A 24,503-nucleotide genomic window follows, 5' to 3' on the forward strand; every position below is an offset into this window, starting at 1 on the left:
TGAAGCGATAGAAATCCTTAGTAATTTCACCATAAAAAAACGTCATTTTTAATGTTTAAAATGACGTTTTTTATATTCTTAAAGTTTTTGAATCGCACTCTCAATCCTCTTCACCAAATCAGCAGACACTTTATGAAAATATCCCAAAACTACCGTTCTAATATCATCGGATATAACCTTCAAATCACTAGCTAAGTTTTCAGCCAGATGTTCTTTTTCTATCGGTTTTAACTTCGTATAAAATTCACCAGCCTGGGTAAAGTCATCTTGTTTCGTAATAGAAGTTCTTTCAAGTTTACCTTCAACGTACCTTCCGTCACCGCTCGTTATTTGATTAGCAGGTGTCCAATTTTGTTGTTGGTTAATCGTTAATTTTCGGAATTCAGGTCCAATTCTTCTTCTTTGAGAATCACTGTAAATGTTAGCGCGACCTTGCAACATTTTATCATCTGATAGTTCTGCACCGTCTAGTAAATTAGAAGGGGAGAAGGCGACTTTTTCTACTTGCTCCATATAATTTTCAGGATTTTTATTTAATATCATTTTGCCCACTGGTATAAGAGGATACATCTTTTCATCCCATACTTTTGTATCGTCTAAAGGGTCATAAGAAAGATGCGCTTCATCTTTCGGGTCCATAAGCTGGACATATAAACCATATTCCACTGGTTTACCAGCCTCAATTGCATCATATAAATCTTTTCCGCTATAATTAGGGTTTTCGGCAGCAAGTTTATTTGCTTCCTCATTAGTAATAAATTGTACACCTTCAAATGGGTACCAATGATACTTTACATACTTTCGATTACCTTCTGCATTTCTCCAAACATATGTATTTACACTATGTCCTGGAATGCGGCGAAGGCTTTTGGCCGTACCGTTATCAGAGTACAAACGGACAACGAAATGAATGGATTCAGGTGCTTTAGCGACAAAACTCCAAAATCTATTAGGGTCTATTAAGTTATTTGTAGGTGAAGGTGACAACGCTTGAATTGTTTCAGGGAAACGCATCGGATCGCGAACAGAAAAGACAGGAATGTGATTACATAATAGATCGAAAATACCTTTTTTTGTATAAAATTTTGTAGAAAAACCGCGTACATTTCTAGAAGTATCAGGTGTTCCTTTCGTACTAACAGCTAATGAGAACCGAACCATAACAGGAACTTTCTCATTAGAATGTTGTAAAAAACTTAGTCTAGTATGTTTAGACATTGGATAGATTGTTTGAAAATAACCGAACGCACCAAATCCTTTTACATGAACAGGTCTTTCTAAAATTTTTTCGTGAATAAATTCTTGTAACGCCTCGTGAAGCACACTATCTTGCTTAAGAACAGGACCGCGTGAACCAACTGTTTGAGAGTGAAGTATAGCTGTTTCATTACGTTCGCCAGTTTCATTAAAGCCTTTCCTTAGTAAAGATTGCCCCTGTTTATCATAGTTTTCATCCATCTATATAGCCTCCAAATCTTTTTCGTAGATTGTTACTAAATATGATTCTATAGTCCAAATTATGTATGACATGGAAAGTTCAAAGTAGTAACAGACCGCTAGATGAAAAAAACGGGTATGTAGTGGACCTGTTGAAATAGAAGAAATTATGGAAAAATGAATATCGGGAAGAAAATCACTATTAAAATTTCAATCTTAAAAATGAATTTATACATGACTTTATAGAGAATGAACATAAAAAAACAGGAAAAATAACTGGGAGGAATTTAACATGTCGGATTGGTTTCAATTAGATAAAGAATATATGATGTCTACGTATTGTCGTACGAAGGTTGCGATAGAAAGAGGAGAAGGGTGTAAACTGTATGATGTGGATGGTAAAGAGTATGTAGATTTATTTTCTGGTGTCGGAGTGAACGTTTTAGGATATAATCACCCTAAAATCGTGCAAACAACAATGGAGCAAGTTACAAAATCGTTGCATCTACCGTTTCATTTTTTAAACCCAGTTGCGATTGAGTATGCAAAAAAATTAGTTGATTGCTCTTTAAAAAACGGAAAGGTCTTTTTTACAAACTCTGGTACGGAAGCGACAGAAACAACGTTGAAATTAATTGACAAATATAGAGCTAATACGCATGAGGAACGTGAAGGAATCGTAGTGCTGAAGAATAGTTTCCACGGGCGTACGTTAGGAGCACTTCATTTTACGAGACAAGAAAGTGTATATCAAAATTTCCCTAAAACATCGATTCCGGTATATGAAGTAGAGCGTGAGAATATAGAGCAATTAGAAGAAACAATAATTCATGAAAATCCAATTGCGATTCTGTTAGAACCTGTATTAGGAAGCGGCGGTATATATCCTTTATCGGGTGAATATTTACATGGTGTTCAAAACTTATGTGAGAAATATAATGTGCTTCTTATCGTTGATGAAGTTCAAAGTGGTATGGGTAGAACGGGAAAACTATTTGCTTATCAAAATTTCAATATTACACCGGACATTATTCAAATTGGTAAAGGAGCAGGGGGCGGGATACCGCTAGGTGGAATTATTGTAGGTGAAAAGTTATGTAATGTATTTGCGCCAGGAGATCACGGCACAACGTTTGCTCATTCATCAATGGGAACGGCTTTAGGGTTAACGGTTTTAAATACATTGATTGACGATGGTTTAATGCAAGAAGCGTATGAAATGTCACTATATTTAAATGATAAATTGCGAGAAATTCAGAATGAAAATTCTTATTATATTCAGGAAGTACGTCATGCTGGTATGATGTTTGGAATTAGTTTGAATGATACGAATAAAAATGTAAAAAGAATACAGATAGAGCTAATGGAAAAAGGGATGTTAGTTGACGTTACACAAGGGAACATCATCCGCTTACTTCCTCCATATATAATTACAAAAGAAGAAATTGATGCATTTATTTATGAGTTTATCTCTTGTATTCATAGTTTAGCAGCAATAGCAAGTGTTTAAAAAGCTTTATGAAAAAGTACCTTATTTTTAATCCAACTAGGAAGAAAATAGGGGTGAAAAAAATAAATTTACGTATTAAAATAAAAAGCTGAAAAAGGTACTCGTATAGCGCCTTCTTCAGCTTTTTAAAATAGTAAATTACTTAACCTAGAGAGCATCTCATTGGACAAATAATTAATTATGTGAAACAATAATAACAGATAAGGAGACATTAATTTTCCTTAAGTGCTTCGAATTAATTTTATTCAATAAGAGAAGGTGTGCTTAAAGAAGTTAAATTAAATAAGGAGCTGTTTTATTATATGCAACAAAATAATGATTTAAATTTTGAACCTCAAGACGTTAATATTGTCAATCCTAAACAAGCCAGGAAAGCAGTAGTTGCTACTGGTATAGGGAATGCAATGGAGTGGTTTGACTTCGGATTATACGCGTATTTAGCGGTTATCTTAAGTCAATTATTCTTCTCAGGTGTTAATAATAGTGGATTGCAACTTGTACTTACATTCGGTACATTTGCAGCAGCCTTTCTCGTTCGACCAATCGGAGGTGTATTCTTTGGTAGAATAGGAGATAAGTACGGCCGAAAAATCGTGTTAAGTACTACTATTATTTTAATGGCACTTTCTACATTATTCATCGCATTACTACCAACCTATGAACAAATTGGTGTATGGGCACCAATACTACTTTTAGTTGCCCGAATGATTCAAGGCTTCTCTACAGGCGGCGAATATTCAGGAGCAATGGTTTATATCGCAGAATCTTCTCCAGATAAAAAGCGTGGTATACTCGGTAGTGGTCTTGAAATTGGAACACTCTCAGGTTACATTGCTGCATCGGTAATTGTTACCATTTTGACGTTATTGTTAACAGATGAGCAAATGCTCAGCTGGGGCTGGCGTATTCCTTTCTTAATAGCTGCACCAATTGGTTTGGTCGGTTTATATTTACGTCGTCATTTAGATGAATCTCCAATCTTTGAAGGGATGGAAAAAGCACAAGAGGAATCTGAAGACAACGAACAATTTTCATTTATGGATATATTAAAATATCACAAAAAAGACTTCTTATTAAGCACAGTAATTGTTGCCTTCTTTAACATTACAAACTATATGATCCTTTCGTATATTCCTTCTTATCTAACTCAAGTACTTAAAGTCGAAGAAACAACAGGCTTATTAATTATTTCTATTACGATGGCACTTATGATTCCACTGGCACTTTATTTCGGTAAATTAAGTGATAAAATTGGTAATAAACGCGTCGTGCAAATTGGTTTGCTTGGTTTAACTGTATTTGCAATTCCAGCATTTTTACTAATAGGTAACGGACATATTGCAGCTATATTTGCAGGTATTTTCGTACTAGGTTTCTTCCTAAGTGTTTATGAGGGAACATTACCTTCATTATTACCATCACTATTTTTCACTGATGTACGTTATCGAGCACTTTCGATTTCCTTTAATATTTCTGTATCAATATTCGGTGGAACAACACCGCTCGTATGTTCATACTTAGTTCATGCAACCGGTAACCCGCTTGCCCCAGCATTTTATTTAGCAGGTGTAAGTATTATTGGATTAGTCGTATTTAGTGTATTATTCGTTACAACTTCAGGACGTGCGCTAAAAGGTTCATATCCTACAGTAGAAACGAAAAAAGAAGCACACCTAATCGCTAAAGAAGACCCTGAAGAAACACTTTGGTGGCATGAAGAGTCATTAGAAATTGAAGCAGGGAAAAACGCGTCAATTTAAAAAGTAACGTGGAAATATAAAAAGACTCCTATGAAAATGAAGGCACTGAAAAAGTGATTGCTTTGAAAAAATAACGTGTATTTTATCGATATATAGAAAAACAAAGGATTCCATTACCTGTATATAGTAGGTGGTGGGTTCCTTTTTCTTATTAGGTGGACTTTTTCAGTGGCCTCATGAAAATAGGAGTCTTTTTGTTGTGTTATTTTTTTCTTTTCTTCAAGCTTTTCTGATACACGTAAAGCTTATGAACCTCTTCTTTAAATTCTTGCAAAAGTACGGTGTTTTCCTCATTTGAATAACGCACTGTATTATAAGCGTCTATAATAATATCACTCTGAATATTTACATCTTCTTCATGGTTTATTCTTTCCAGCCAAGCCTCAACAGTTTCTCCTCGTTTTCTATTTAATGGGGGGATTAACTTACTCTCAAGCTTGAAAATTTCCTTCCGAATTTCGTTATGTGGCGGTTTATTTCGTTTAAAACGATTTTGGCTCATTCCTTCTTTATTAGTGATGATAGTAGATTCGAAGGCAGGCATATTTGGTAAACTTAAATATTTTCGTTTTTTTATTATTTTCCAAACGACGTAAATAGCGATGGTTGTACATACTATTATTGTAATGCTATTTATGAGAGTTGGATCAAAAAGACGCTGTCCAAACTCATCCTTAATTTGAGGATCCTTTAAATTCCCTTTATTCGACCAAAAATCATCAGTTTCTTTTAATTCAGCTGCTGAAAATAGCGGATTGATAGCGTAACCGAATCCTAATGCAACTACTTGGATAATATAAGAAAAAATAAGACGTATATAAGGGAATGCTAGAATAAGTAAAGCACAAATTGTTCCGATTGTAATAATAGAAGTAAAACGTAATAGCTGTTGATTACGATTGGAACCTGTTAACCAAAACGCAATCATAATGTGTAAGACTAATAGTAATAATTTCCATAACGGTGGAAACGGCGCATAAAATATAGCTGAAACACCAAACCATATAATACCGCCTAACGATTTTTGAACTGGATATCCAGGTCCGACTACGTGTACGATAAAGAAGAAAAGCGGTAACATAATTGTGCCAAATAGAGAGAAAGGTAGAAGGAAAGAACAACCGATTATTTGAGTCATTAACAGAATGACAAATCCTATTGTTTTTTTCTTCATTAATTTATGAATAAGAAATACGCTAATATAGCCTGTTGCTAAAAATATAGCAACAGCAACAAGTTCATCTCTTTCTGTTAATAACGAAAGGAGGAGCAGCAGAATAAAGTCATTAACGTGATAGAGCCAAGTTTTCAAGCTTTTCCACCATCCCTTCGTTAGTAATGAGAAACGTAGGCTGCGAGAGAAGAGGGAGTTCATTTCTCTGTAAACCAATGTATATCATTGTAGACGTTCGTTCTCTTTTTCTCGTTACATAATGAAGAAATCCTTGTTTCGGAAGTAACGTACTATCATCTGAAATACGTGCTAATTCTTCTAAAGATATTCCGTAATGTGCTTGCCCTTCGTTTAATGGTAAGTGCAGAGGACCACCTTCAGCTAATACACTAATAAATAATTCAAACGGTATTTGATGCTTCGTTGCGTATTGACAAATGTATGTTGCAAATGAAATAAGGTCTTCTATATTATCTTTCCAACCAAAACCGCGATCAGCAGCTAAAGAAAGACAAATTGTCCAACTATAATTTTTAACAGGTTCATATTGCTTTGCCTGTAATTCCTGCATTTTAGCAGATGCTTTCCAATGAATTGAGCGGAAAGATTCACGTTCGTATCGTTTAACACCGATAATAGATGTTTCATCATTGTAAAAAGAAAAATTCGTTCGATAAGAACCATTTAAAAGTTGCTGAAGTTCTTGCAAACCTGCTACTTCTTTAGGAGAAGGGTACACAATAATTTCAGTCCGTAATTTATCAAAAATGGGTAAATGTACAGTTAAAAGATGAAAAGGATCTTTCAAGACACATTCGAATTGTTCAATTTGAAACACACCACGTTTCGTTGCGGTTAATGTTAAATCCCATTTTTGCGCCGAATGAGCAGGTTGTGAAAACGGGAAAGAGAATAGTGTTTTTGATATTTGTTCAATTCCTTGATCTTTATGCGGTATTAGGGATGGGTCTAAATGAAAATAACAAACACCATTAACGAGTGGTATATTTGCTCCATTTTTTAAATGAATAAAAAACTGCCCAGATTCATTAGGAAAAAGCCGAGTAGTTTGTTTCTCGTTGACCACTTCAAATGTTTTCTCAATGTAAGCGACATATTTATAAATGAAAATCGCAAATAAGTAATAGAAGAAAAAGAAAAACATAATGATTCGTTGCGGCATAAAAAACGTAAATAGTATAGCGCCTGGGACAGTTAGTTGAATAATATGGAGTTGGAAAAATAACGGTACAGTTACAACGCGCTGTCCATTCATGCTTGCTCAATCTCCACTGGTACGTCAACTTCTTTTAAAATTCTTTTCATAATTTCATTTTTGGTCGTACGTAATGCGCCTTCCATTGATAAGACGATACGGTGATTCCAAACAGAAGGAACTAACAATTGTATATCCTCAGGCGTGCAATATTCTCTCTCGCGTAAAAAGGCTAGTGCTTGAACTGCTCGCACTAAAGCAAGTGTGGCACGTGGACTTACACCGTTAGCGATATAATCATGATTTCTTGTAGCATGAGCAAGCTTAATGATGTAATGTTCTAACGGTTCTGATACGAAAATTTCTTTCACTCGTTTCTGTGCTTCTAAAATAGCATCTAAAGTAATAACAGATGTGACACTTTCTAGTGGTGTATCGTTACGAAAACGTCGCATCATTTGTAGCTCATCTTCAGGATTCGGATAACCTATAGAAATTGTCATTAAAAAACGATCAAGCTGTGCATCTGGGAGAGGGAAAGTTCCTTGTGATTCAATTGGGTTTTGCGTCGCAATAACAAAGAACGGTTTCGGAAGCGGAGTAGACTGCTTTTCAAGCGTTACTTGCCTTTCTTCCATCGCTTCTAACAAACTAGACTGTGTTCTCGGCATTGCACGGTTAATTTCATCTGCTAGCAAAATGTTTGTCATAACTGGTCCAATTCTTAACTCAAATTCACTTGTTTTTGGGTTGAAGTATTCAATACCTGTTACATCACTTGGAAGTACATCCGGTGTAAATTGGACGCGAGAAAAATTACCACCAATACTTTTTGAAAGTGTTTTCGCAAGTAACGTTTTCCCAGTACCAGGCACATCTTCGAGTAATACATGCCCGTCAGCAAGCAAGGAAACAAGGAGTAAATCTATTACATTCTCTTTGCCAACAAACACAGAACTTATATTTTTTTTAAATTTATTTATCATATGTATCATTCCTTTCAAAATATAAACGGATATTTCTGTATTTTAACAAATTATTCAGAAAATTGATATGATTTTTCAATTCAAAGAAATAAATATTTGATTATTTAATTATACTCTTGCATATTTCGGAATCTGAATATATAATATCGTTATACGATATATCGCAAGCCGATATATCAACGGGCGATGTATCGGAGGTAGTTATAATGAATGTGAAAGCGCAAAAATATATTCCGTTAACTGAAGCGACATATTACATATTGTTGTCATTAGTGAAGCCAATGCACGGTTACGGAATTATGCAAATGGTAGAAGAGATGACAAATGGAGAAGTAAAACTCGGCCCTGGTACTTTATATGGGAATACAACGAAGTTATTAAAAGAGAAATTGATTGTGGAAGTTGCTTCTACAGATAGAAAGAAGTGCTATGAGTTAACGACCTTTGGGAGAGAAGTGTTAGAGCTCGAGTACAACAGATTGCAGAGATCTGTAAGGAATGGAAATAGTATATTAGGGGAGTGAATGGATGATGGAGACTAAAAGGGTATTCAAATTTTTTACTGCATGGAATTTAGAAAAAGAAGAAGCTTTTTTACGAAAGATGCATCAACAAGGTTGGGGATTACAAAAATATAATTTAATGTATACGTTTAAGAAAACTGAGCCGAAAGATATAATCTATAAAGCCGATTTTAGATTGGCCTATAGCGATTCAAAAGAAAAACAACAAGAGTATTTCGAAATATACGAAATGTCAGGTTGGAAACGCGTAACAAGTTTCACAAGCTGGAATTATTTTTGTAAAGAAGTAGAAGAGGAAAATGAGTTGCCTGATATATATTCAGATAAGGAGACGAGGATACAAAAACTAAATGAATTATTGCTATTCCTTGTTATTGTATCAGCAAGTATATTACCATCAATGTATAACCTATTTTTAAGCCCGATGGAATCAAGAGTGCCAATTTGGGCGAAAGTTATGACAGGTCTTTCAGGTTGTATGTGGATGTATTTCTTTATAAGACTCTCTTGGAAAATTAAGAAATTAAAAAGTGAAATATTATAATAAAAAGTGGAGTTCAAAAGAAGTTGATGCGGGAAATCGGAATTAACTTCTTTTGTCTCTATATAAACGTAACTTGTTCACTCTTTTTTACATAATAAAAACTTTGCAATTAAGGTATAGAACTACCAGTTATAGTTAACTTACCAAAGAAAAATCAAAAATGAATAAGAAACGATTCTTAATAATAAACTACTAGTTAAAATGATCTGAAATCCTATATATTAATATTATTTGATGCACTGCCTTTTTGAATATTAACAAAAGAGTGCGAAGTTTATAATAAGGAAGAGATACGTTTTTTATTACCGTATTAAACGAAAAAATCCCTTATAGAAAAATCTATTTCTACAAGGGATAATCATGTTTTTATTAGAAAGACTGATTTTGCGCAGGTTTAATAAATTGTTCTGGATTTTCAACAAGTCCGCATACAGCACATTGGACACGGTATGTAGGTCCTTGATAGGCCATATGAAAAGCATTCATCGTTTCATTTGTGTATTCTTCTTCCACTTGACCAGTTTGTGGATTTATTTTGACTGGTTTTACTTGTTGCTCAAGAATATTAAAGCGAGTACGGTTCGTTTTACAACTTGGACATAGCATTGGTTCCATATGTATACACCTCCATTTGTAGCATTTCTTACATGATATGATTTTATGCAAGCAAAAAAACTTTCTCAATATAAATGGATGTTTAAAGTATTCAAAATTCAGAAAAAATAAAATATAATAAGGGTACGAACTGGTTATGTCCAAACCAAATCTCCTGTTTTATGCCAATAAGCTGGGGGGCCGAGAAATCGGCCTCATTTTTTTGTGCACATTGCTATGAGAAACAAGGTTTTTATAAGACTTTTGTCGAAATTTTAAGTATGGATATAAAGGGGGATGTAAAATGAATTTAAAAATGAAGTACATCATTTTATATGTAGAAAAGTTTGAAGAATGTTTAAGATTTTATAAAGATAATTTACAGTTACCTATAAAAGCAGAGCATGGTACATATATTGAATTTAATACGGGAACTACCATATTAGCGATGAATACGCGGCAAGACGTGAAAGAATTAACAGGGCTGCCGCTTACAGAAGGAGAGTTACAATCTTCTTATTTCGAATTAGGGTTCGTTGTCGATAATGTGCAAGAAACGATTGATCAATTTAGAGAGAAAGGTATAAAGATTTTAGTTGAACCAATTGTGAAACCGTGGGGACAAACAATTGCATACATTTCCGATCCAGATGGGAATTATATTGAAATTTGCAGTTCCTTAGAATAGAAGGAGAAAAAGAGATGGGGTTTCCGAAACTAGAAACAGAACGTTTACAATTAAGAGAACTTACACTATTAGATGCAGAAACGATGTTCCGTTATTTTTCGAAAGAATCTGTTATACGTTATTTTGGAATGGATTCTTTCGAAAATATTGAGCAAGCGAAAACAACGATTCAAACGTTTAAAAACCGTTATGAAGAGGGAAGTGTATTGCGCTGGGGAATAGAGAAAAAAGGGACAGGACAACTAATTGGAACATGCGGTTTTCATTTAATAAACAATCATCATAAGCGAGCTGAAATTGGTTATGAATTAGACGATACATATTGGGGACAAGGGTATGCAACGGAAGCGTTACAGGCGATTTTAGGTTACGGGTTTGAAACGTTGCAACTTATAAGAATTGCAGCTGTTGTATACGTAGAGAATAAAGCCTCTCAAAAATTATTAAGTAAAGCAGGGTTTCAAGAAGAAGGATTACTTCGAAAACATATGATTCAAAATGGAGTTGCTCATGATACGATTTTATATTCTTTATTAAAAGAAGAGTGGAAAAAGTAATGCGTATGAATGAAATTATAAATATAATGAAGAAACATAAAGAAAGGAGGTTCATTTTAGGTATAGATGGCTTAAGTCGATCGGGAAAAACAACATTCGTAGCAAACTTAAAGGAAAATATGAAACAAGAAAGTATTCCATTTCATATTTTTCATATTGATGATCACATAGTAGAGCGTAATAAACGCTATGATACTGGATATGAAGAATGGTATGAGTATTATTATTTACAATGGGATATTGAATGGCTTCGGCAGAAGTTTTTTCAAAAGTTACAAAATGAAACAAAACTGAAATTGCCGTTCTATTATGATGACATAGACACATGTGAAATGAAAAAAGTACAAATCCCCATAGTAGGCGTAATTGTAATTGAAGGAGTTTTTCTACAGCGAGAAGAATGGAGAGATTTCTTTCATTATATGGTGTATTTGGATTGTCCAAGAGAGATAAGGTTTTTACGCGAGAGTAAGGAAACGCAGAAAAATCTTTCAAAGTTTGTAAATAGGTATTGGAAAGCAGAGGATTATTACTTAGAAACGGAATTGCCGAAGGATAGGGCGGATTTAGTCATCCAATGAATTGAAAATAGAAGGTGAACATAATAAATATTTTATGGGATTTTGATGGTACGTTATTTGATACGTATCCTGCATATACAAAGATGCTTTCTGAAATATTAGGTGATACAGTAGATAAACAAGAAATATACAAAAACTTAAAAATATCATACTCACATGCAATTCATTATTATAATATTTCATGCGAGCAGGAAGAAAAGATTAAAGTTTTGAAGGGGAAAATCAATCCAAAAGATATGAAACCTTTTGCAGGTGTCGAAGAGGTTTTGAAATTTGCGGATAAAAATGTGATTATGACCCATAAACATAGAGCAGGGGTTATGGAAATCTTAAACCATTACGGCTGGGACAAATACTTCGTAGACATGGTTACAATTGATGATGGCTTTCCTCGAAAACCGAACTCTTTAGCTTATGATCATCTACATAAAAAGCACAATATTGATTTAGCTATTGGGGATAGAGAATTAGATTTATTACCTGCAAAAGAATTAGGTATTTCAACATGTATGTTTCAAGGGGACTGTGATGTAGCGGATTATTCTTTAGCGCAGTATTCGGAATTTTATAAGGTAGTGAATGATAGAAAATTTCTTTATAAGTAGTTTGGAGAAAACCTCAACTTTTCGCTTGAAAAGTTGAGGTTTTCCTATGTAATAGCAAATTAATTATTTCAATTCTTTAGAAGGAGATTAGTATTACAATTTGAATTATATAGTTATAGATAAATCTATAGATGAAAAGATTTCAATAAAGAGAGTGATCACATGAGTATTTTCATTTTAGAAGACGATGTCATACAAGCACAGCAAATGAAGCGGCTAGTTGAAGAGATTTGTGATAAATATATGTTGCCTTTTGACTTTATTGAGGTAACTAGTAAAAGTGAAAACATTATTACTAATATTCCTAAGGCGAGGTATGTCCCAATCTATTTTTTAGATATAGAGATAAAAAGAGAAGAGCGTAAAGGTTTACAAGTGGCGCAAGAAATACGGAAGTATGACACGCAAGGGATTATTGTGTTTGTAACGACGCATTCTGAATTTGCACCTATTTCATATCAATACATGGTATCAGCTTTAACTTTTATTGATAAAGGATTGCCATACGAGGAGAGGCGTAAAGTTTTTGAACAATGTTTACTTCAGTATGAAGCGCGTAATAAGCATATCGTTCCATCGGACGATTTTATCGTTGAAAATAGTAATGCGACTGTACGGGTTCCTTTTCATGAAGTTGAATATGTTATGACTGATGAACCGCACCGTTTAGCGTTAGTGACGCTAGATCGTATCGTTTATTTTTATGGAACATTAAAGGAGATAGAAATAATAGATGAACGTTTATTTCGTTGTCATCAATCATATATCGTGAATACGAAGCAAATGTCTTCTTACGATGCGAAGCAAAAAACGATAGTTTTAAAAAGTGGGAAACGCATTCCAGTATCACGGCGTTTAGTGAATAAAGTACGTAACATGTTAAAGGGTGAGATGTAATGTATATTTATGATTTATTTGCAATATTGCTTACTAGTATGTGCCATACGTTTTTATACATTCAATTAATCCGGTACAATAGATTGTCAGTTAGAATGTTAATAGCTTTAAGTGCGGTATTCATTATTTTACTTGCTATTGTCGTAACAGTAACGAGATATCCAGAGTTGAATAGTACGATTGTGTTATTTTTAATAAGTTTAGGATTAATGCAAAATGAATTGAAATTTAAGCATAATTTATATTTTGCACTGGTGAGTATGGTGATTATAACGTTAGTGAAAATGTTACTTTTCGATTTAGGAATGAAAATCTTTATGTTAACGCCATTCAATTTATATTTATGGACAGGTAGCATGATTCATCTTATCGTATCGACACTTACTTTTATCGGTATTGTATTAGCGCGTAAAAGAATTCAAAAAATTGCTCAATATATAGTAGGTAGTCCGTTATATTATATAACTTACATATTATTAATTGTCGGGTTTATTATTGAACTAATTTTAACTCAGCCGTCAACTGAGTTTTTAGCAAAAATAAATCAACAATACAGTGAAGTAAGTTATAATTCAGCGATTATTATTTTTTTATTATTACTAATCATTGTACTAATAAGCTCACACTTATCGAAAGAAAAGTTACGAGAAGAGCATGAAAAACGTTTAGATAAAGAGTTATTAGATTATGTGGAGAAATTAGAGGATATGCATGATGAGCTTGCTAGTTTCCGTCATGATTATATGAATGTATTACTATCGTTAGAAGAGGGAATACGTACAAAAAATGTGAAAGAAATTGAGCAAGTGTATTATGAAGTTGTCGCACCTACATTAAAAACAATAAATGACCATGAACTTGATATTGCAAAATTATCTCGCATACATATTCCTGAAGTAAGAAGTGTATTAAGAGCGAAAGTCGGCACTGCCCAGCAGCAACAAATAAAAGTAATGCTTGATATACCAGAAAACATTGAAAGTGTTTCAATGACGATTATTTCATTTATTCGCATCATTTCAGTTTTAGTAGATAATGCAATTGAAGAAGCAGTACAAAGTGAGGAAAAGATATTGCAAATCGCATTCTTTGAAATGGATTCACGACAATATTTTATCGTGCGTAATAGTTCAAAGAGTGAAGAGATTGATTTGCAAAAAATTTATGAGAAAAACCATTCAAGTAAAGAAGGGATTAGAGGATACGGGCTATTCTCATTAAAACGTATCATGAATAAAACAAATAATGCGACGTTAGAAACAACTTATGTAAGTCCTTATTTCACACAAACATTTATATTAAAAGAAATGAAATGACCATCTATGATGAAAATGAAACCGAATAGGAAATAACTACATACTTTCTTCACTCGTTTTTATACACTTCAAGTAAGAGGTGAAGCGAGATGAATGGTCTTATTTTTACAATAATGATTAGCTTTGGTCTACCGCTTATAACACTTTTATATGCTTTTTCGAAGAAACGCTATATTCCATATATGTTAGGTGTATTGGCTTTTGTTGTATCACAAATATTGATTCGCATACCAATACTGAATTATTTAAATGGAACTAGCACAGATTTTCAAATGTTTTCTGTTATGCAGCCTGTCCTATTTGTACTTTTGCTTAGTTTATCAGCTGGAATTTTTGAAGAGGTAGCTCGTTGTATCGCCATGCGTTATTTTATGAAACAACGAGATTGGCAGTCTGGTTTTTTATTTGGGGCAGGGCATGGTGGTATTGAGGCAGTATTGATAGTTGGTATCCCGGTAATATCCCTATTATTGTCACAAACAGTCATCCAAAATGGTGACAGTTATTATTTCGGCGGTATTGAGCGCATCTTTGCGATGGTATTGCATATTGGGCTTTCCTTCATTGTATTGCAAGCTGTAGTCCAAAAGAAATTTCGTTATGTTGTATATGCAATTCTTATCCATGGGACTGCAAATGCATTAGCGGGTATTATATCACTTTATGTACCAGGAAAAAGCGGGATAATCATATCAGAAGTTTCAATAGCAATTTGTGCTTTACTCGTTTTTAGTTATAGTTTCATTTTAAAAAGAAAGGGTGTATGAAAATGAGAAGAATGTTACTTATTATGATAAGTGCTATCGCGGCGTTCGCGCTCGCAGCATGTACCGGTAATAAAGTAGATGAAAGTACGTCTAAAAAATTTATTCCGAAAGCGGAAGAAATTGTATCATTATTAAATGAGGCGAAATATAAAGAAGTGCATGAAAAATTTGATAGTAAAATGAAAGCTGCATTGCCAGAAGAAAAGATGAAAGATCTTACACCTGTAATTGAGAAAGCTGGTACATTCGAAAAAATTGAAAAACAATCGATTGAAGAAAAAGATGGTTTATATACTGTTATTCTTGTAGCGAAGTATAGTAAAGAACAACGGACATTTATTATAACTTATAATGATAAAGAAGAAATAGCAGGTTTAGTTATTAAATAAAAGCAGATACAGTGGGAGTTTCCGCTGTATCTGCTTTTTGTTTTAATTAAATTATGGTTATTTTTGCTAATATGAACTTATAGTTATATAGAAGGGATGGGTTAGTATGAAAACTGAACTAGTTCCTAAAAAGAAGTACAGTATAATAAGCTACATATCTTTACTCATCGGCATTTTATGTTTTCTGTTCGTATTTATTACACCGACAAGAATAGCGAATGTGGGTAATGTAGTGGGAGATTATATTACAGTTGCAGGTATCATACTTTCTGTCATTACGATGACGAAAAGAACAGAGAAGAAGGGGATTGCTATTCTTTCATTCATACTGTCCTTATCATTATTTATATTTTGGATCATCGCGATTATTTTAGTTTTGACTGGACGAGTTAGTTTTGCGCCGTAATACCGAATAAAAAGAGTCCTTCATACGAGAAGGACTCTTTTTATTCGATATCTTCAGGTTGATATTCTAAAATATCCCCAGGTTGGCATTCTAATGCTTTACAAATGGCTTCTAAAGTTGAAAAACGAACTGCTTTTGCTTTTCCGTTTTTCAAAATAGAAAGGTTAGCCATTGTAATCCCAACCTTCTCCGAAAGCTCTGTTACACTCATTTTTCTTTTCGCTAACATTACATCAATATTAATAATAATTGCCATATTATTCACCTCAGACCGTTAAATCATTTTCTGATTTTATATCTATAGCATCTTTTAATAGTCTTTGGAGTACGGCAGCAAAGACCGCGATTACCATTGAAGCAAAAATCATAATCATTCCGATAATAATAATGCCAGGGGCGTCATCTCTCTCTGCCACAAGATAGAAAAGTGGCATACCTAATACATATAATACACTAATTGCTAGTGCACTGTACTTAATATTTTTTAAAGCTTTAACAGATAGCTTTGAGAATGCGTTGTTTTTATCAATATAGTTTAAAAGTTTAAATGTTTGATACAGCGCAAAATAATAAGGTATTGCTGTTGCGTATAAGTTGATAAATACAAGATATTTAATATATGCAATATCAGGATATAGTTCTGCGGCGAAGTTTCCTATTTTAGGAACTAAAAAAATGCACATACCAAGAACAGGGATACCCATTAGAATCACAGCTGTCTTTAAGAAGAGTGTTGATCCTTGTTTCATAAAAAGCACCTCATTTATTTAATATATTATTAATTTACCACGAAATTTATTGTTTAACAATAAATTTTTATTTATTTTAATTAGGGATTTGTTGTTAAACAAGTTAATAATGAAAAATATTCTTTATAAGATAGATAAACTATACCGACATGTAATGAATAAGAAAGTAACTATTGTTAGCTTTATAAGATTTGGGAACTAATAAAACATATATAGGTAGTGAAAAGTAAAAGGAAACCAGAACTTTGTATGTAAATGAATGTGAAACTAATGGAGGCGCAATAATGTTTGTATTGGGTTTAAAGATGAAGAAGTTACTGCTAGTAGGAACAATCACACTAAGTATGTTAGGTGCTGAAAGCATGATGAATGATCATACGGTGGAAGCTAAAGTGAAAAAAGTAGAACGTCAACCGAAAAATGTAATCATAATGGTTATGGACGGAACGAGTTCTTCAGCAACTACATTAGCTCGCTTGTATAAAGGAAAACCACTTGCATTAGATAAAATTGTAACAGGAGGTGTTCGTACATATTCAGCGGAATCAGCTATAACAGACTCAGCTCCAGCAGCTACAGCTTTAGCGACGGGAAATAAATCGAATTCAGGATATGTAGGTGTATTACCTTCTATTGTAAGTTCACCTGGCTTAAAACCAATAAAAGAAGAGGACAAGTTACGGCCAGTGGCCAATGTTTTAGAAGGTGCCAAACGTACTGGTCGCGCAACTGGAATTGTTGCTACAGCTGAAATTCAGCATGCTACTCCTGCTGGATTCTCCGCTCACCATGTGAATCGTAAGAATTTTGAAGTGCTCGCGGAGCAACAAGTATATCAAAATATAGATGTCGTATTAGGCGGGGGGAAAGCGGCACTGCTACCTGATACAGATAGTGGAATTCGAAAAGATGGTGAAGATTTAGTAAAAGTGATTCAAAACAAAGGATACGATTTTGTTGAAACGAAAGAAGCATTATTAGGCTCTAAATCTAACAAAATTTGGGGCTCTTTTTCACCTAATGCCCTTGCATTCGATATAGATCGTATAGCAACACATCCGGAGCAACCAACACTTTCTCAAATGACAGAAAAAGCAATTCAAACATTATCAAAAGATAAAAATGGTTTCTTTTTATTTGTTGAAGGAAGTAAGCCAGATTGGGCAGCTCATGTGAATGATCCAATTGGAATTATTAGTGATGTATTAGCATTTGATAATGCAGTTGCGGAAGCATTAAAATTTGCAAAAAAAGATGGTAATACGCTGCTAATAGCCGTGGCTGACCATGGTAACAGCGGTATTTCTATCGGGAATATGAATACGACAAAAGGATATAATAATACGCCGGTCTCTGCATACATTGAACCATTGAAAAACGCGAAAATGACGCTTGAAGGGACTACAAATAAACTTAAATTTGATTTATCAAATGTAGAAAATGTAGCTAAATTATACGGTTTGGACAATTTAACTTTTTATGAAAAAGAAAGATTAAAAGCAGCAAAAAAGAAAACGGATGTAGGTCCAATACTTACTACATTATTGGCCAATCGTGCGAATATAGGCTTCACAACAGGAGGGCATACAGGTGAGGATGTGTTTTTATATTCTTACGGCCCTCAAAGGCCATACGGTTTAATCCAAAACACGGACGTTGCGAAAAAGATGGCGAAAGCAATGGGCTTTAATTTAGAAGAAGTAACAAACAAATTATTTGTAGAGAGTGAATCAGCCTTTAAACAAAACGGTGCAACTGTAACAATAGATCATAATAATGCAGTAAATCCGGTGCTTATAGTAAAACGTAATAATGTAAAAGCTCAATTGTTTGTAAACAAAAATATAATTCGTATTAAGAATAAAGATTATGAATTAGGAAGTGTTGTTGTAGAAAGCAATGGTAAGTTCTATGTACCAGAAGAAGCAATCCGTTTATTTATAAAGCATTCTCTTTAAAAAATGTCAATTCCTTAACTTGTACTTAGGAATTGGCATTTTTTGTGTAGATGAGATTTCACTCGAAAAAAAAGAGGAAAGAGAATCACAAATTCAAGAGTGAACTTCCTATAAATTTACCTATTTTATGTTTTTCACCCTCGAAAAAATATTTCTCAACATTTTAGTACTTTAAAAAGATTTAATATTCGTATTATAACGAATATTATGTTATTATCGGCAAAAAACGATAATTTGCAGACACTGGGGAGGAAATACATTGAAAAAGAAAAAGAAATTAAAACCATTAGCGGTATTAACAACAGCAGCAGTACTAAGTAGTACGTTTGCTTTTGGAAGTCATGCAGCGTATGCTGATGCGCCATCATCTCTACCAATAGATGAGCATTTAATACCAGAGGAACGTTTGGCCGAAGCACTGAAACAACGGGGAGTAATTGATCAATCTGCATCACAAGCTGAGACATCAAAGGCTGTCGAAAAATATGTTGAGAAAAAGAAAGGGGAAAACCCTGGAAAAGAAAGCATGACAGGAGATAACCTTACGCAAGAAGCTTCAGATTTTATGAAAAAAGTAAAAGATGCAAAAATGAAGGAAAATGAACAAGCGCAGCAGCCCGAAGTAGGACCAGTAGCTGAGCAAGGTGCAGGATTGAACCCTGGAAAATTAAATGGAAAAGTACCGACTACACCAGCGAAGCAAGCTGAGTACAATGGGGCTGTTCGAAAAGATAAAGTACTTGTGTTACTCGTAGAATTTAGCGATTTTAAGCATAATAATATTGATCAAGAACCGGGTTATATGTATTCTAAGGACTTTAATCGTGAACATTATCAAAAAATGTTATTTGGTGATGAGCCATTTACGTTATTTGATGGATCAAAGATTAATACATTTAAACAGTATTATGAAGAACAATCTGGCGGAAGCTACACAGTTGATGGAACTGTAACAGAATGGCTTACTGTTCCAGGGAAAGCATCGGACTATGGTGCGGATGCGGGAACTGGTCACGACAACAAAGGTCCTTTAGGCCCAAAGGATTTTGTGAAAGAAGCATTGAAAGCAGCAGTAGCAAAAGGTATCAATTTAGCAGATTATGATCAATTTGATCAATACGATCAAGATGGTGATGGAAATAAAAATGAGCCAGATGGAATCATTGATCATTTAATGGTAGTACATGCAGGTGTAGGTCAAGAAGCTGGCGGTGGTAAATTGAAAGATGATGCGATTTGGTCTCATCGTTCAAAACTTGGATCGAAGCCATATGCGATTGATGGTACAAAATCTTCTGTTTCGAACTGGGGCGGAAAGATGGCGGCATATGATTATACAATCGAGCCTGAAGACGGAGCAGTTGGTGTGTTTGCACATGAGTACGGTCATGATTTAGGTTTACCAGATGAGTATGATACAAAGTACTCAGGACAAGGTGAGCCAGTTGAATCCTGGTCCCTAATGAGTGGCGGTAGCTGGGCTGGAAAAATTGCAGGAACAGAGCCAACAAGTTTCTCACCGCAAAATAAAGAGTTTTTCCAAAAGAACATGAAGGGGAACTGGGCGAATATCGTTGAGGTAGATTATGATAAACTTCGCACGGGAATCGGTACTGCAACATATTTAGATCAAAGTGTGACAAAATCAAAACGACCAGGAATCGTTCGTGTTAATTTGCCAGACAAAGATATAAAAAATATTGAATCAGCATTTGGTAAGAAGTTTTATTACAGCACGAAAGGAAATGACATTCATACAACACTGGAGACACCAGTATTTGACTTAACGACTGCAACGGATGCTAAATTTGATTATAAGGCATTTTATGAACTGGAAGCGAAGTATGATTTCCTTGACGTAAATGCCATTACAGAAGATGGAACGAAGACGCGTATTGATCGAATGGGCGAAAAAGATGTAAAAGGCGGCGTAGATACAACGGATGGTAAGTGGATTGATAAATCATACGATTTAACCCAATTTAAAGGCAAGAAAGTAAAACTGCAATTTGAGTATGTAACAGATATTGCAGTAGCTTATAAAGGATTCGCGTTAGACAATGCAGCATTAACTGTAGATGGAAAAGTTGTTTTCTCTGATGATGCGGAAGGCCAGCCAGCAATGACGCTAAAAGGATTTACTGTGTCAAACGGATTTGAACAGAAAAAAAATAACTACTATATTGAGTGGCGAAATTATGCTGGATCGGACACTGCGTTACAACATGCACGTGGTCCAGTATTTAATACAGGAATGGTTGTATGGTATGCGGATCAAAGCTTTACAGATAACTGGGTAGGTGTTCATCCAGGCGAAGGATTCCTTGGGGTAGTAGATTCTCATCCAGAGGCAATCGTAGGAACGTTAAACGGACAACCAACTGTGAAGAGCAGTACGCGTTATCAAATTGCCGATGCGGCATTCTCATTTGATCAAACGCCAGCATGGAGAGTAGATTCGCCAACTCGCGGTATCTTTGACTATAAAGGATTACCAGGAGTTGCAAAATTTGATGATTCTAAGCAATACATCAACAGCGTTATTCCAGATGCCGGACGTAAGTTGCCGAAACTAGGATTGAAGTTTGAAGTAGTAGGTCAAGCTGAAGACAAGTCTGCAGGTGCAGTTTGGATCCATCGCTAAAATAAAATGAAATGAAGAGGAGCTGCCATAAGCCGATGAAACCTGACTTGTGGCAGCTCTTTTCTGCTTGTAAAAAAATTCTCAGTTTTAATTGTAAAGACTGGAAATGTATTTGATAAATAAAATGTTCAATCTGTTCAATTATAGCGCTATTTTGAACGTAAGTAATTTGTAAGTAATGAGTAAGAAAAAAGAGATTTTCATATTATATAATATTTATTACATCTACTTTTAACACCTGATACTAATAGTATGCTATAATATGAATTAGCAACATAAAGGAAAGGAATTAAAACAAATGACATTAGAAAATACTAAAAATTTAAAAAAACAAGTTGCTCCTTATGAAAAATCAACAATTAAAAAAAGTGCGTGGCAACTTATTAACACAATCGTGCCGTTTATTATTTTATGGTACCTTGCTTATAAAAGTTTGTCTGTTTCTTATTGGTTATCATTAGTTCCATCTCTGCTAGCTGCTGGTTTTATGACACGAATTTTCATAATTTTTCATGATTGTACCCATTATTCATTCTTTAAAAGTCGACGTGCAAATAGAATAGTTGGGACATGTATGGGTGTTTTAACATTATTCCCGTTTGATCAATGGGGGCATGAGCATTCTATTCATCACGCTACAAGTGGTAATTTGGATAAGAGAGGGACAGGAGATATTTGGACGCTTACAGTGGATGAATATGTAGCTGCGCCATTTAGACTTCGTTTAGCATATCGTTTATATCGTAATCCATTCGTTATGTTTGGGTTAGGTCCAATTTATGTATTCTTGCTTAAAAATAGATTTAACCGAAAAGGTGCTAGACAGAAAGAACGTATGAATACTTATTTGACGAATATTATTATCGTTGCTTTAGTAGCTTTACTTTGCTGGGCAATTGGGTGGCAATCGTTTCTGTTAGTACATGGTTCCATATTCTTAATAGCAGGTTCAGTAGGGATTTGGCTGTTTTACGTACAGCACACATTCGAGGATTCTTATTTTGAAGAAGATAAAGATTGGGAATATGTGAAAGCGGCAGTAGAAGGAAGTTCGTTTTATAAACTTCCAAAAATTTTGCAATTCCTAACTGGTAATATTGGATTCCATCATGTTCACCATTTAAGCCCAAGAGTACCTAACTATAAACTAGAAGAGGCACACAATAATACGCTTCCGTTAAAAAATGTACCAACGATTACTCTTGCTACAAGCTTGCGTTCACTTCGTTTCCGTCTTTGGGATGAGAAAAGTAACAATTTCGTTAGCTTTAAAGATGTCAAAAATATAATTAAAAATAATGTTTCTGTTCGGGTTAAATCTGAACTATAATTTCATCGTATATAAAAGACTCTCCTTAATCATTTTTGATTTTAGGGGAGTTTTTGTTTAAATAGTAGATGTCACTGTACCATTTTTTTATAACATCAATATTTTTAGTTCTCCAAAATATTCCCCCGAAACCTTTTATCATCGTAGATAGCCCCTGTCTCTTTTAAAATTTTATGGCATTGTATATTCAATATATCAAAACAGTAATAGTAAGGGAAATTAATAACCTTTAAAAAGTGAAAAATTCCAATTACTAGTATTGGAGTGTTTATCGCATTATGGAAATCGATATTGTTCTTCAAAGAGCTTGCAATCCAAGTAAAGGTGTATAGCAATACTGACTCGTATGAGGTAATGAATGAAAAGGGAATAGAAAAAGTGACAATGATAAAAGACCGCACATGAATTGAAAACCATGTGCGGTCTTTTATATATAAGTATAGTATTACATAGTCTCGCTAATTTTAGTTTCACTATGAGTGTTAATAGAAATTCTTTTCTTAACTTTAAAGTGATAGTAAGTGTAGCAAAAGATGATAAATGGTACAGTGCAATAGATTCCTAGTCGTTGTTCAGGGATAAAAATAAGACTGATTAATATAATGCCATACAGTCCAAAACCAAGAATTGGTACAAGTGGATAAAGTGGAGTTTTAAATTTTAAGTCTTCTAATTTTCCACCGCCTGCTAAATAATGTTTACGGAAAAAGAATTGAGAAACACAAATTGACATCCAAACAATGATTGTTATGACTCCAGAAATGGAAATTAACCATAAGTAAACCGTTTCAGCAGCTACAACGCTCGTCAAAAGGGAAAAAGCAGAAATAGCAATCGTCATAATTAAAGCGTTTAAAGGTATTCCGCGCGATGATAATTTCTTTAAAAAGGCAGGAGCCATTTCATTTTTTGATAATGACCAAAGCATGCGAGTTGCCGCGTACAATCCTGAATTGGCGACAGAAAGAACAGCAGTAAGAATAACAAAGTTCATAATATCAGCTGCATATGGAATACCGATATTATCAAAAACAGCAACGAACGGGCTTTTTGTTAATCCTGCTTCTTCCCAAGGAATTAAAGCAACAAGAACAAAGATTGCTAAGACGAAGAAAAACATCGTACGCCATATAATATTTCTAATAGAACGAGGTAAAGTTTTTGCTGGATCTTCACTTTCACCTGCTGCAATCCCGACAAGTTCTGTACCTTGGAAGGAATAATTGACTGTAACCATTGTTAAAAGAATAGCGGCAAGTCCATTTGGGAATAAACCACCATGATTTACGAAATTTGATAATAGCGGAGCTGGTTCGTCGCCTTTTAAATCAATAAAACCGAACATAGCGGCGCAGCCAAGAATAATAAAAGCGATAATGGCAGATACTTTTATACTTGAAAACCAAAATTCTGTTTCTGCATAACTACGAGCAGATAGTGCGTTAATAGTGAAGATTGTAACGCCAAATATTAAACACCAAACCCAAACAGGAATATCAGGAAACCAGCGCTGCATTGTAATGCCGGCAGTTGTAAATTCAAGGCCGGTCGTATTCGCCCAGCTTAACCAATACAACCATCCAATTGTAAAGCCAGTTGCAGGATTGATAAACTTAGTGGCATATTCCTGGAAAGAACCCGAAACAGGCATGGCTACAGCGAGTTCACCAAGACATAGCATAACGAAATACATTAATAATCCACCGGCCATAAAGGCAAGTACGGATCCACCAGGTCCAGCTTGACTTATAATAAAGCCAGATCCGTTAAATAACCCCGTTCCAATCACACCACCGAGTGCAATCATGAATAAGTGTCTACTTTTCATCGTACGTTTTAATTCATTGTTTGTATTATTTACTTGTGCCATT

The 24,503-nt window shown here is 34.4% G+C and carries 24 protein-coding genes and 1 pseudogene; 16 read left to right on the forward strand and 9 right to left on the reverse strand.

The genetic code is table 11. The features are described from left to right. Window positions 1-78 precede the first annotated feature (78 nt). Complete coding sequence (locus CO726_RS05830; RefSeq protein WP_099683626.1) at window positions 79-1,458, reverse strand: catalase; 1,380 nt, start codon at window positions 1,456-1,458, stop codon at window positions 79-81. A gap of 271 nt (window positions 1,459-1,729) precedes the next feature. Here CO726_RS05830 and CO726_RS05835 point away from each other — a divergent pair, with 271 nt between their 5' ends. Further along, a complete protein-coding gene (locus CO726_RS05835) occupies window positions 1,730-2,947 on the forward strand; it encodes an aspartate aminotransferase family protein (RefSeq protein WP_099683627.1) in 1,218 nt (405 codons plus the stop codon). 302 nt (window positions 2,948-3,249) lie between these two features. Beyond that, a complete protein-coding gene (locus tag CO726_RS05840) occupies window positions 3,250-4,707 on the forward strand; it encodes an MFS transporter (protein WP_099683628.1) in 1,458 nt (485 codons plus the stop codon). A 202-nt stretch (window positions 4,708-4,909) separates the two neighbouring features. On the opposite strand, the gene CO726_RS05845 is transcribed toward CO726_RS05840, so the two are convergent. From CO726_RS05845 to CO726_RS05855, 3 genes are read right to left on the reverse strand one after another with little or no spacing between them, the layout of a single operon-like run. Continuing rightward, window positions 4,910-6,019: a DUF4018 domain-containing protein gene (locus CO726_RS05845; protein WP_099683629.1), complete on the reverse strand. Its 1,110-nt coding sequence runs from the start codon at window positions 6,017-6,019 to the stop codon at window positions 4,910-4,912. After that, a complete protein-coding gene (locus tag CO726_RS05850) occupies window positions 5,994-7,157 on the reverse strand; it encodes a DUF58 domain-containing protein (protein WP_099683630.1) in 1,164 nt (387 codons plus the stop codon). The genes CO726_RS05845 and CO726_RS05850 overlap by 26 nt, the downstream gene beginning before the upstream one ends. Next, window positions 7,154-8,083, reverse strand: coding sequence for an AAA family ATPase (locus CO726_RS05855; protein ID WP_099683631.1), 930 nt, complete (start codon window positions 8,081-8,083; stop codon window positions 7,154-7,156). Before CO726_RS05855 ends, CO726_RS05850 begins: the two co-directional genes overlap by 4 nt. A gap of 206 nt (window positions 8,084-8,289) precedes the next feature. On the opposite strand from CO726_RS05855, the gene CO726_RS05860 reads away from it, so the two are divergent. Then, on the forward strand, window positions 8,290-8,607 hold the full coding sequence (locus tag CO726_RS05860; protein ID WP_043936952.1) for a PadR family transcriptional regulator: 318 nt from the start codon (window positions 8,290-8,292) through the stop codon (window positions 8,605-8,607). A gap of 7 nt (window positions 8,608-8,614) precedes the next feature. After that, entirely contained in the window at window positions 8,615-9,151 is a 537-nt protein-coding gene (locus CO726_RS05865; RefSeq protein WP_099683732.1) for a DUF2812 domain-containing protein, read from the forward strand. A 369-nt stretch (window positions 9,152-9,520) separates the two neighbouring features. Here CO726_RS05865 and CO726_RS05870 read toward each other — a convergent pair whose 3' ends face one another. Beyond that, complete coding sequence (locus tag CO726_RS05870; RefSeq protein ID WP_000433602.1) at window positions 9,521-9,766, reverse strand: hypothetical protein; 246 nt, start codon at window positions 9,764-9,766, stop codon at window positions 9,521-9,523. 283 nt (window positions 9,767-10,049) lie between these two features. On the opposite strand from CO726_RS05870, the gene CO726_RS05875 reads away from it, so the two are divergent. From CO726_RS05875 to CO726_RS05915, 9 genes are all read left to right on the forward strand, one after another. After that, a complete protein-coding gene (locus CO726_RS05875; RefSeq protein ID WP_099683632.1) occupies window positions 10,050-10,433 on the forward strand; it encodes a VOC family protein in 384 nt (127 codons plus the stop codon). A 14-nt stretch (window positions 10,434-10,447) separates the two neighbouring features. Next, window positions 10,448-10,990 (forward strand): GNAT family N-acetyltransferase, encoded by a 543-nt coding sequence (locus CO726_RS05880; RefSeq protein ID WP_099683633.1) that lies wholly within the window; start codon window positions 10,448-10,450, stop codon window positions 10,988-10,990. Further along, the gene (locus CO726_RS05885) at window positions 10,990-11,571 is read left to right on the forward strand and encodes a kinase (protein WP_099683634.1); all 582 of its coding nucleotides are present in this window, start codon (window positions 10,990-10,992) and stop codon (window positions 11,569-11,571) included. The genes CO726_RS05880 and CO726_RS05885 overlap by 1 nt, the downstream gene beginning before the upstream one ends. Before the next feature lie 23 nt (window positions 11,572-11,594). Next, entirely contained in the window at window positions 11,595-12,176 is a 582-nt protein-coding gene (locus CO726_RS05890) for an HAD-IA family hydrolase (RefSeq protein ID WP_099683733.1), read from the forward strand. A gap of 162 nt (window positions 12,177-12,338) precedes the next feature. Continuing rightward, window positions 12,339-13,073, forward strand: a complete 735-nt coding sequence (locus CO726_RS05895) for a LytR/AlgR family response regulator transcription factor (RefSeq protein ID WP_099683635.1) — start codon at window positions 12,339-12,341, stop codon at window positions 13,071-13,073. Then, window positions 13,073-14,389, forward strand: a complete 1,317-nt coding sequence (locus CO726_RS05900; RefSeq protein ID WP_099683636.1) for a GHKL domain-containing protein — start codon at window positions 13,073-13,075, stop codon at window positions 14,387-14,389. The genes CO726_RS05895 and CO726_RS05900 overlap by 1 nt, the downstream gene beginning before the upstream one ends. A gap of 89 nt (window positions 14,390-14,478) precedes the next feature. After that, window positions 14,479-15,156 carry a YhfC family glutamic-type intramembrane protease gene (locus CO726_RS05905; protein ID WP_099683637.1) on the forward strand — a complete coding sequence of 226 codons (678 nt, stop codon included), beginning with the start codon at window positions 14,479-14,481 and terminating at the stop codon, window positions 15,154-15,156. 2 nt (window positions 15,157-15,158) lie between these two features. After that, complete coding sequence (locus CO726_RS05910) at window positions 15,159-15,545, forward strand: DUF3887 domain-containing protein (RefSeq protein WP_099683638.1); 387 nt, start codon at window positions 15,159-15,161, stop codon at window positions 15,543-15,545. Between the two features lie 106 nt (window positions 15,546-15,651). Next, window positions 15,652-15,951: a hypothetical protein gene (locus CO726_RS05915; RefSeq protein ID WP_099683639.1), complete on the forward strand. Its 300-nt coding sequence runs from the start codon at window positions 15,652-15,654 to the stop codon at window positions 15,949-15,951. 40 nt (window positions 15,952-15,991) lie between these two features. Here the strand turns inward: CO726_RS05915 and CO726_RS05920 are convergent, their stop codons facing one another. Both CO726_RS05920 and CO726_RS05925 read right to left on the reverse strand, forming a co-directional pair. Further along, a complete protein-coding gene (locus CO726_RS05920) occupies window positions 15,992-16,207 on the reverse strand; it encodes a helix-turn-helix domain-containing protein (protein ID WP_063547714.1) in 216 nt (71 codons plus the stop codon). A 10-nt stretch (window positions 16,208-16,217) separates the two neighbouring features. Further along, window positions 16,218-16,700, reverse strand: a complete 483-nt coding sequence (locus tag CO726_RS05925) for a DUF2975 domain-containing protein (protein WP_099683640.1) — start codon at window positions 16,698-16,700, stop codon at window positions 16,218-16,220. 284 nt (window positions 16,701-16,984) lie between these two features. Here CO726_RS05925 and CO726_RS05930 point away from each other — a divergent pair, with 284 nt between their 5' ends. The 3 genes from CO726_RS05930 (at window position 16,985) to desA (ending at window position 22,632) form a co-directional block, all read left to right on the forward strand. Further along, window positions 16,985-18,658, forward strand: a complete 1,674-nt coding sequence (locus CO726_RS05930) for an alkaline phosphatase (RefSeq protein WP_099683641.1) — start codon at window positions 16,985-16,987, stop codon at window positions 18,656-18,658. 259 nt (window positions 18,659-18,917) lie between these two features. Continuing rightward, window positions 18,918-21,302: an immune inhibitor A domain-containing protein gene (locus CO726_RS05935; RefSeq protein ID WP_099683642.1), complete on the forward strand. Its 2,385-nt coding sequence runs from the start codon at window positions 18,918-18,920 to the stop codon at window positions 21,300-21,302. A gap of 298 nt (window positions 21,303-21,600) precedes the next feature. Next, on the forward strand, window positions 21,601-22,632 hold the full coding sequence (gene desA, locus CO726_RS05940; protein WP_099683643.1) for a Delta(5) desaturase DesA: 1,032 nt from the start codon (window positions 21,601-21,603) through the stop codon (window positions 22,630-22,632). 67 nt (window positions 22,633-22,699) lie between these two features. On the opposite strand, the pseudogene CO726_RS05945 reads toward desA, so the two are convergent. Both CO726_RS05945 and CO726_RS05950 read right to left on the reverse strand, forming a co-directional pair. Continuing rightward, window positions 22,700-22,774, reverse strand: a pseudogene (locus CO726_RS05945) (VOC family protein); the annotation flags it as partial. A 303-nt stretch (window positions 22,775-23,077) separates the two neighbouring features. Continuing rightward, complete coding sequence (locus CO726_RS05950; protein WP_099683644.1) at window positions 23,078-24,502, reverse strand: amino acid permease; 1,425 nt, start codon at window positions 24,500-24,502, stop codon at window positions 23,078-23,080. Window position 24,503: the final 1 nt, after the last annotated feature.

Source organism: Bacillus fungorum, from assembly GCF_002746455.1.
Classification (GTDB): Bacteria; Bacillota; Bacilli; order Bacillales; family Bacillaceae_G; genus Bacillus_A; species Bacillus_A fungorum.

Coding starts and splice junctions, on each gene's coding strand:
- CO726_RS05830 (WP_099683626.1), bottom strand. CDS start 1,458: ATGGATGAAAACTATGATAAACAGGGGCAATCTTTACTAAGGAAAGGC.
- CO726_RS05835 (WP_099683627.1), top strand. CDS start 1,730: ATGTCGGATTGGTTTCAATTAGATAAAGAATATATGATGTCTACGTAT.
- CO726_RS05840 (WP_099683628.1), top strand. CDS start 3,250: ATGCAACAAAATAATGATTTAAATTTTGAACCTCAAGACGTTAATATT.
- CO726_RS05850 (WP_099683630.1), bottom strand. CDS start 7,157: ATGAATGGACAGCGCGTTGTAACTGTACCGTTATTTTTCCAACTCCAT.
- CO726_RS05855 (WP_099683631.1), bottom strand. CDS start 8,083: ATGATAAATAAATTTAAAAAAAATATAAGTTCTGTGTTTGTTGGCAAA.
- CO726_RS05860 (WP_043936952.1), top strand. CDS start 8,290: ATGAATGTGAAAGCGCAAAAATATATTCCGTTAACTGAAGCGACATAT.
- CO726_RS05865 (WP_099683732.1), top strand. CDS start 8,615: ATGGAGACTAAAAGGGTATTCAAATTTTTTACTGCATGGAATTTAGAA.
- CO726_RS05870 (WP_000433602.1), bottom strand. CDS start 9,766: ATGGAACCAATGCTATGTCCAAGTTGTAAAACGAACCGTACTCGCTTT.
- CO726_RS05875 (WP_099683632.1), top strand. CDS start 10,050: ATGAATTTAAAAATGAAGTACATCATTTTATATGTAGAAAAGTTTGAA.
- CO726_RS05880 (WP_099683633.1), top strand. CDS start 10,448: ATGGGGTTTCCGAAACTAGAAACAGAACGTTTACAATTAAGAGAACTT.
- CO726_RS05885 (WP_099683634.1), top strand. CDS start 10,990: ATGCGTATGAATGAAATTATAAATATAATGAAGAAACATAAAGAAAGG.
- CO726_RS05895 (WP_099683635.1), top strand. CDS start 12,339: ATGAGTATTTTCATTTTAGAAGACGATGTCATACAAGCACAGCAAATG.
- CO726_RS05900 (WP_099683636.1), top strand. CDS start 13,073: ATGTATATTTATGATTTATTTGCAATATTGCTTACTAGTATGTGCCAT.
- CO726_RS05905 (WP_099683637.1), top strand. CDS start 14,479: ATGAATGGTCTTATTTTTACAATAATGATTAGCTTTGGTCTACCGCTT.
- CO726_RS05910 (WP_099683638.1), top strand. CDS start 15,159: ATGAGAAGAATGTTACTTATTATGATAAGTGCTATCGCGGCGTTCGCG.
- CO726_RS05915 (WP_099683639.1), top strand. CDS start 15,652: ATGAAAACTGAACTAGTTCCTAAAAAGAAGTACAGTATAATAAGCTAC.
- CO726_RS05920 (WP_063547714.1), bottom strand. CDS start 16,207: ATGGCAATTATTATTAATATTGATGTAATGTTAGCGAAAAGAAAAATG.
- CO726_RS05925 (WP_099683640.1), bottom strand. CDS start 16,700: ATGAAACAAGGATCAACACTCTTCTTAAAGACAGCTGTGATTCTAATG.
- CO726_RS05930 (WP_099683641.1), top strand. CDS start 16,985: ATGTTTGTATTGGGTTTAAAGATGAAGAAGTTACTGCTAGTAGGAACA.
- desA (WP_099683643.1), top strand. CDS start 21,601: ATGACATTAGAAAATACTAAAAATTTAAAAAAACAAGTTGCTCCTTAT.
- CO726_RS05950 (WP_099683644.1), bottom strand. CDS start 24,502: ATGGCACAAGTAAATAATACAAACAATGAATTAAAACGTACGATGAAA.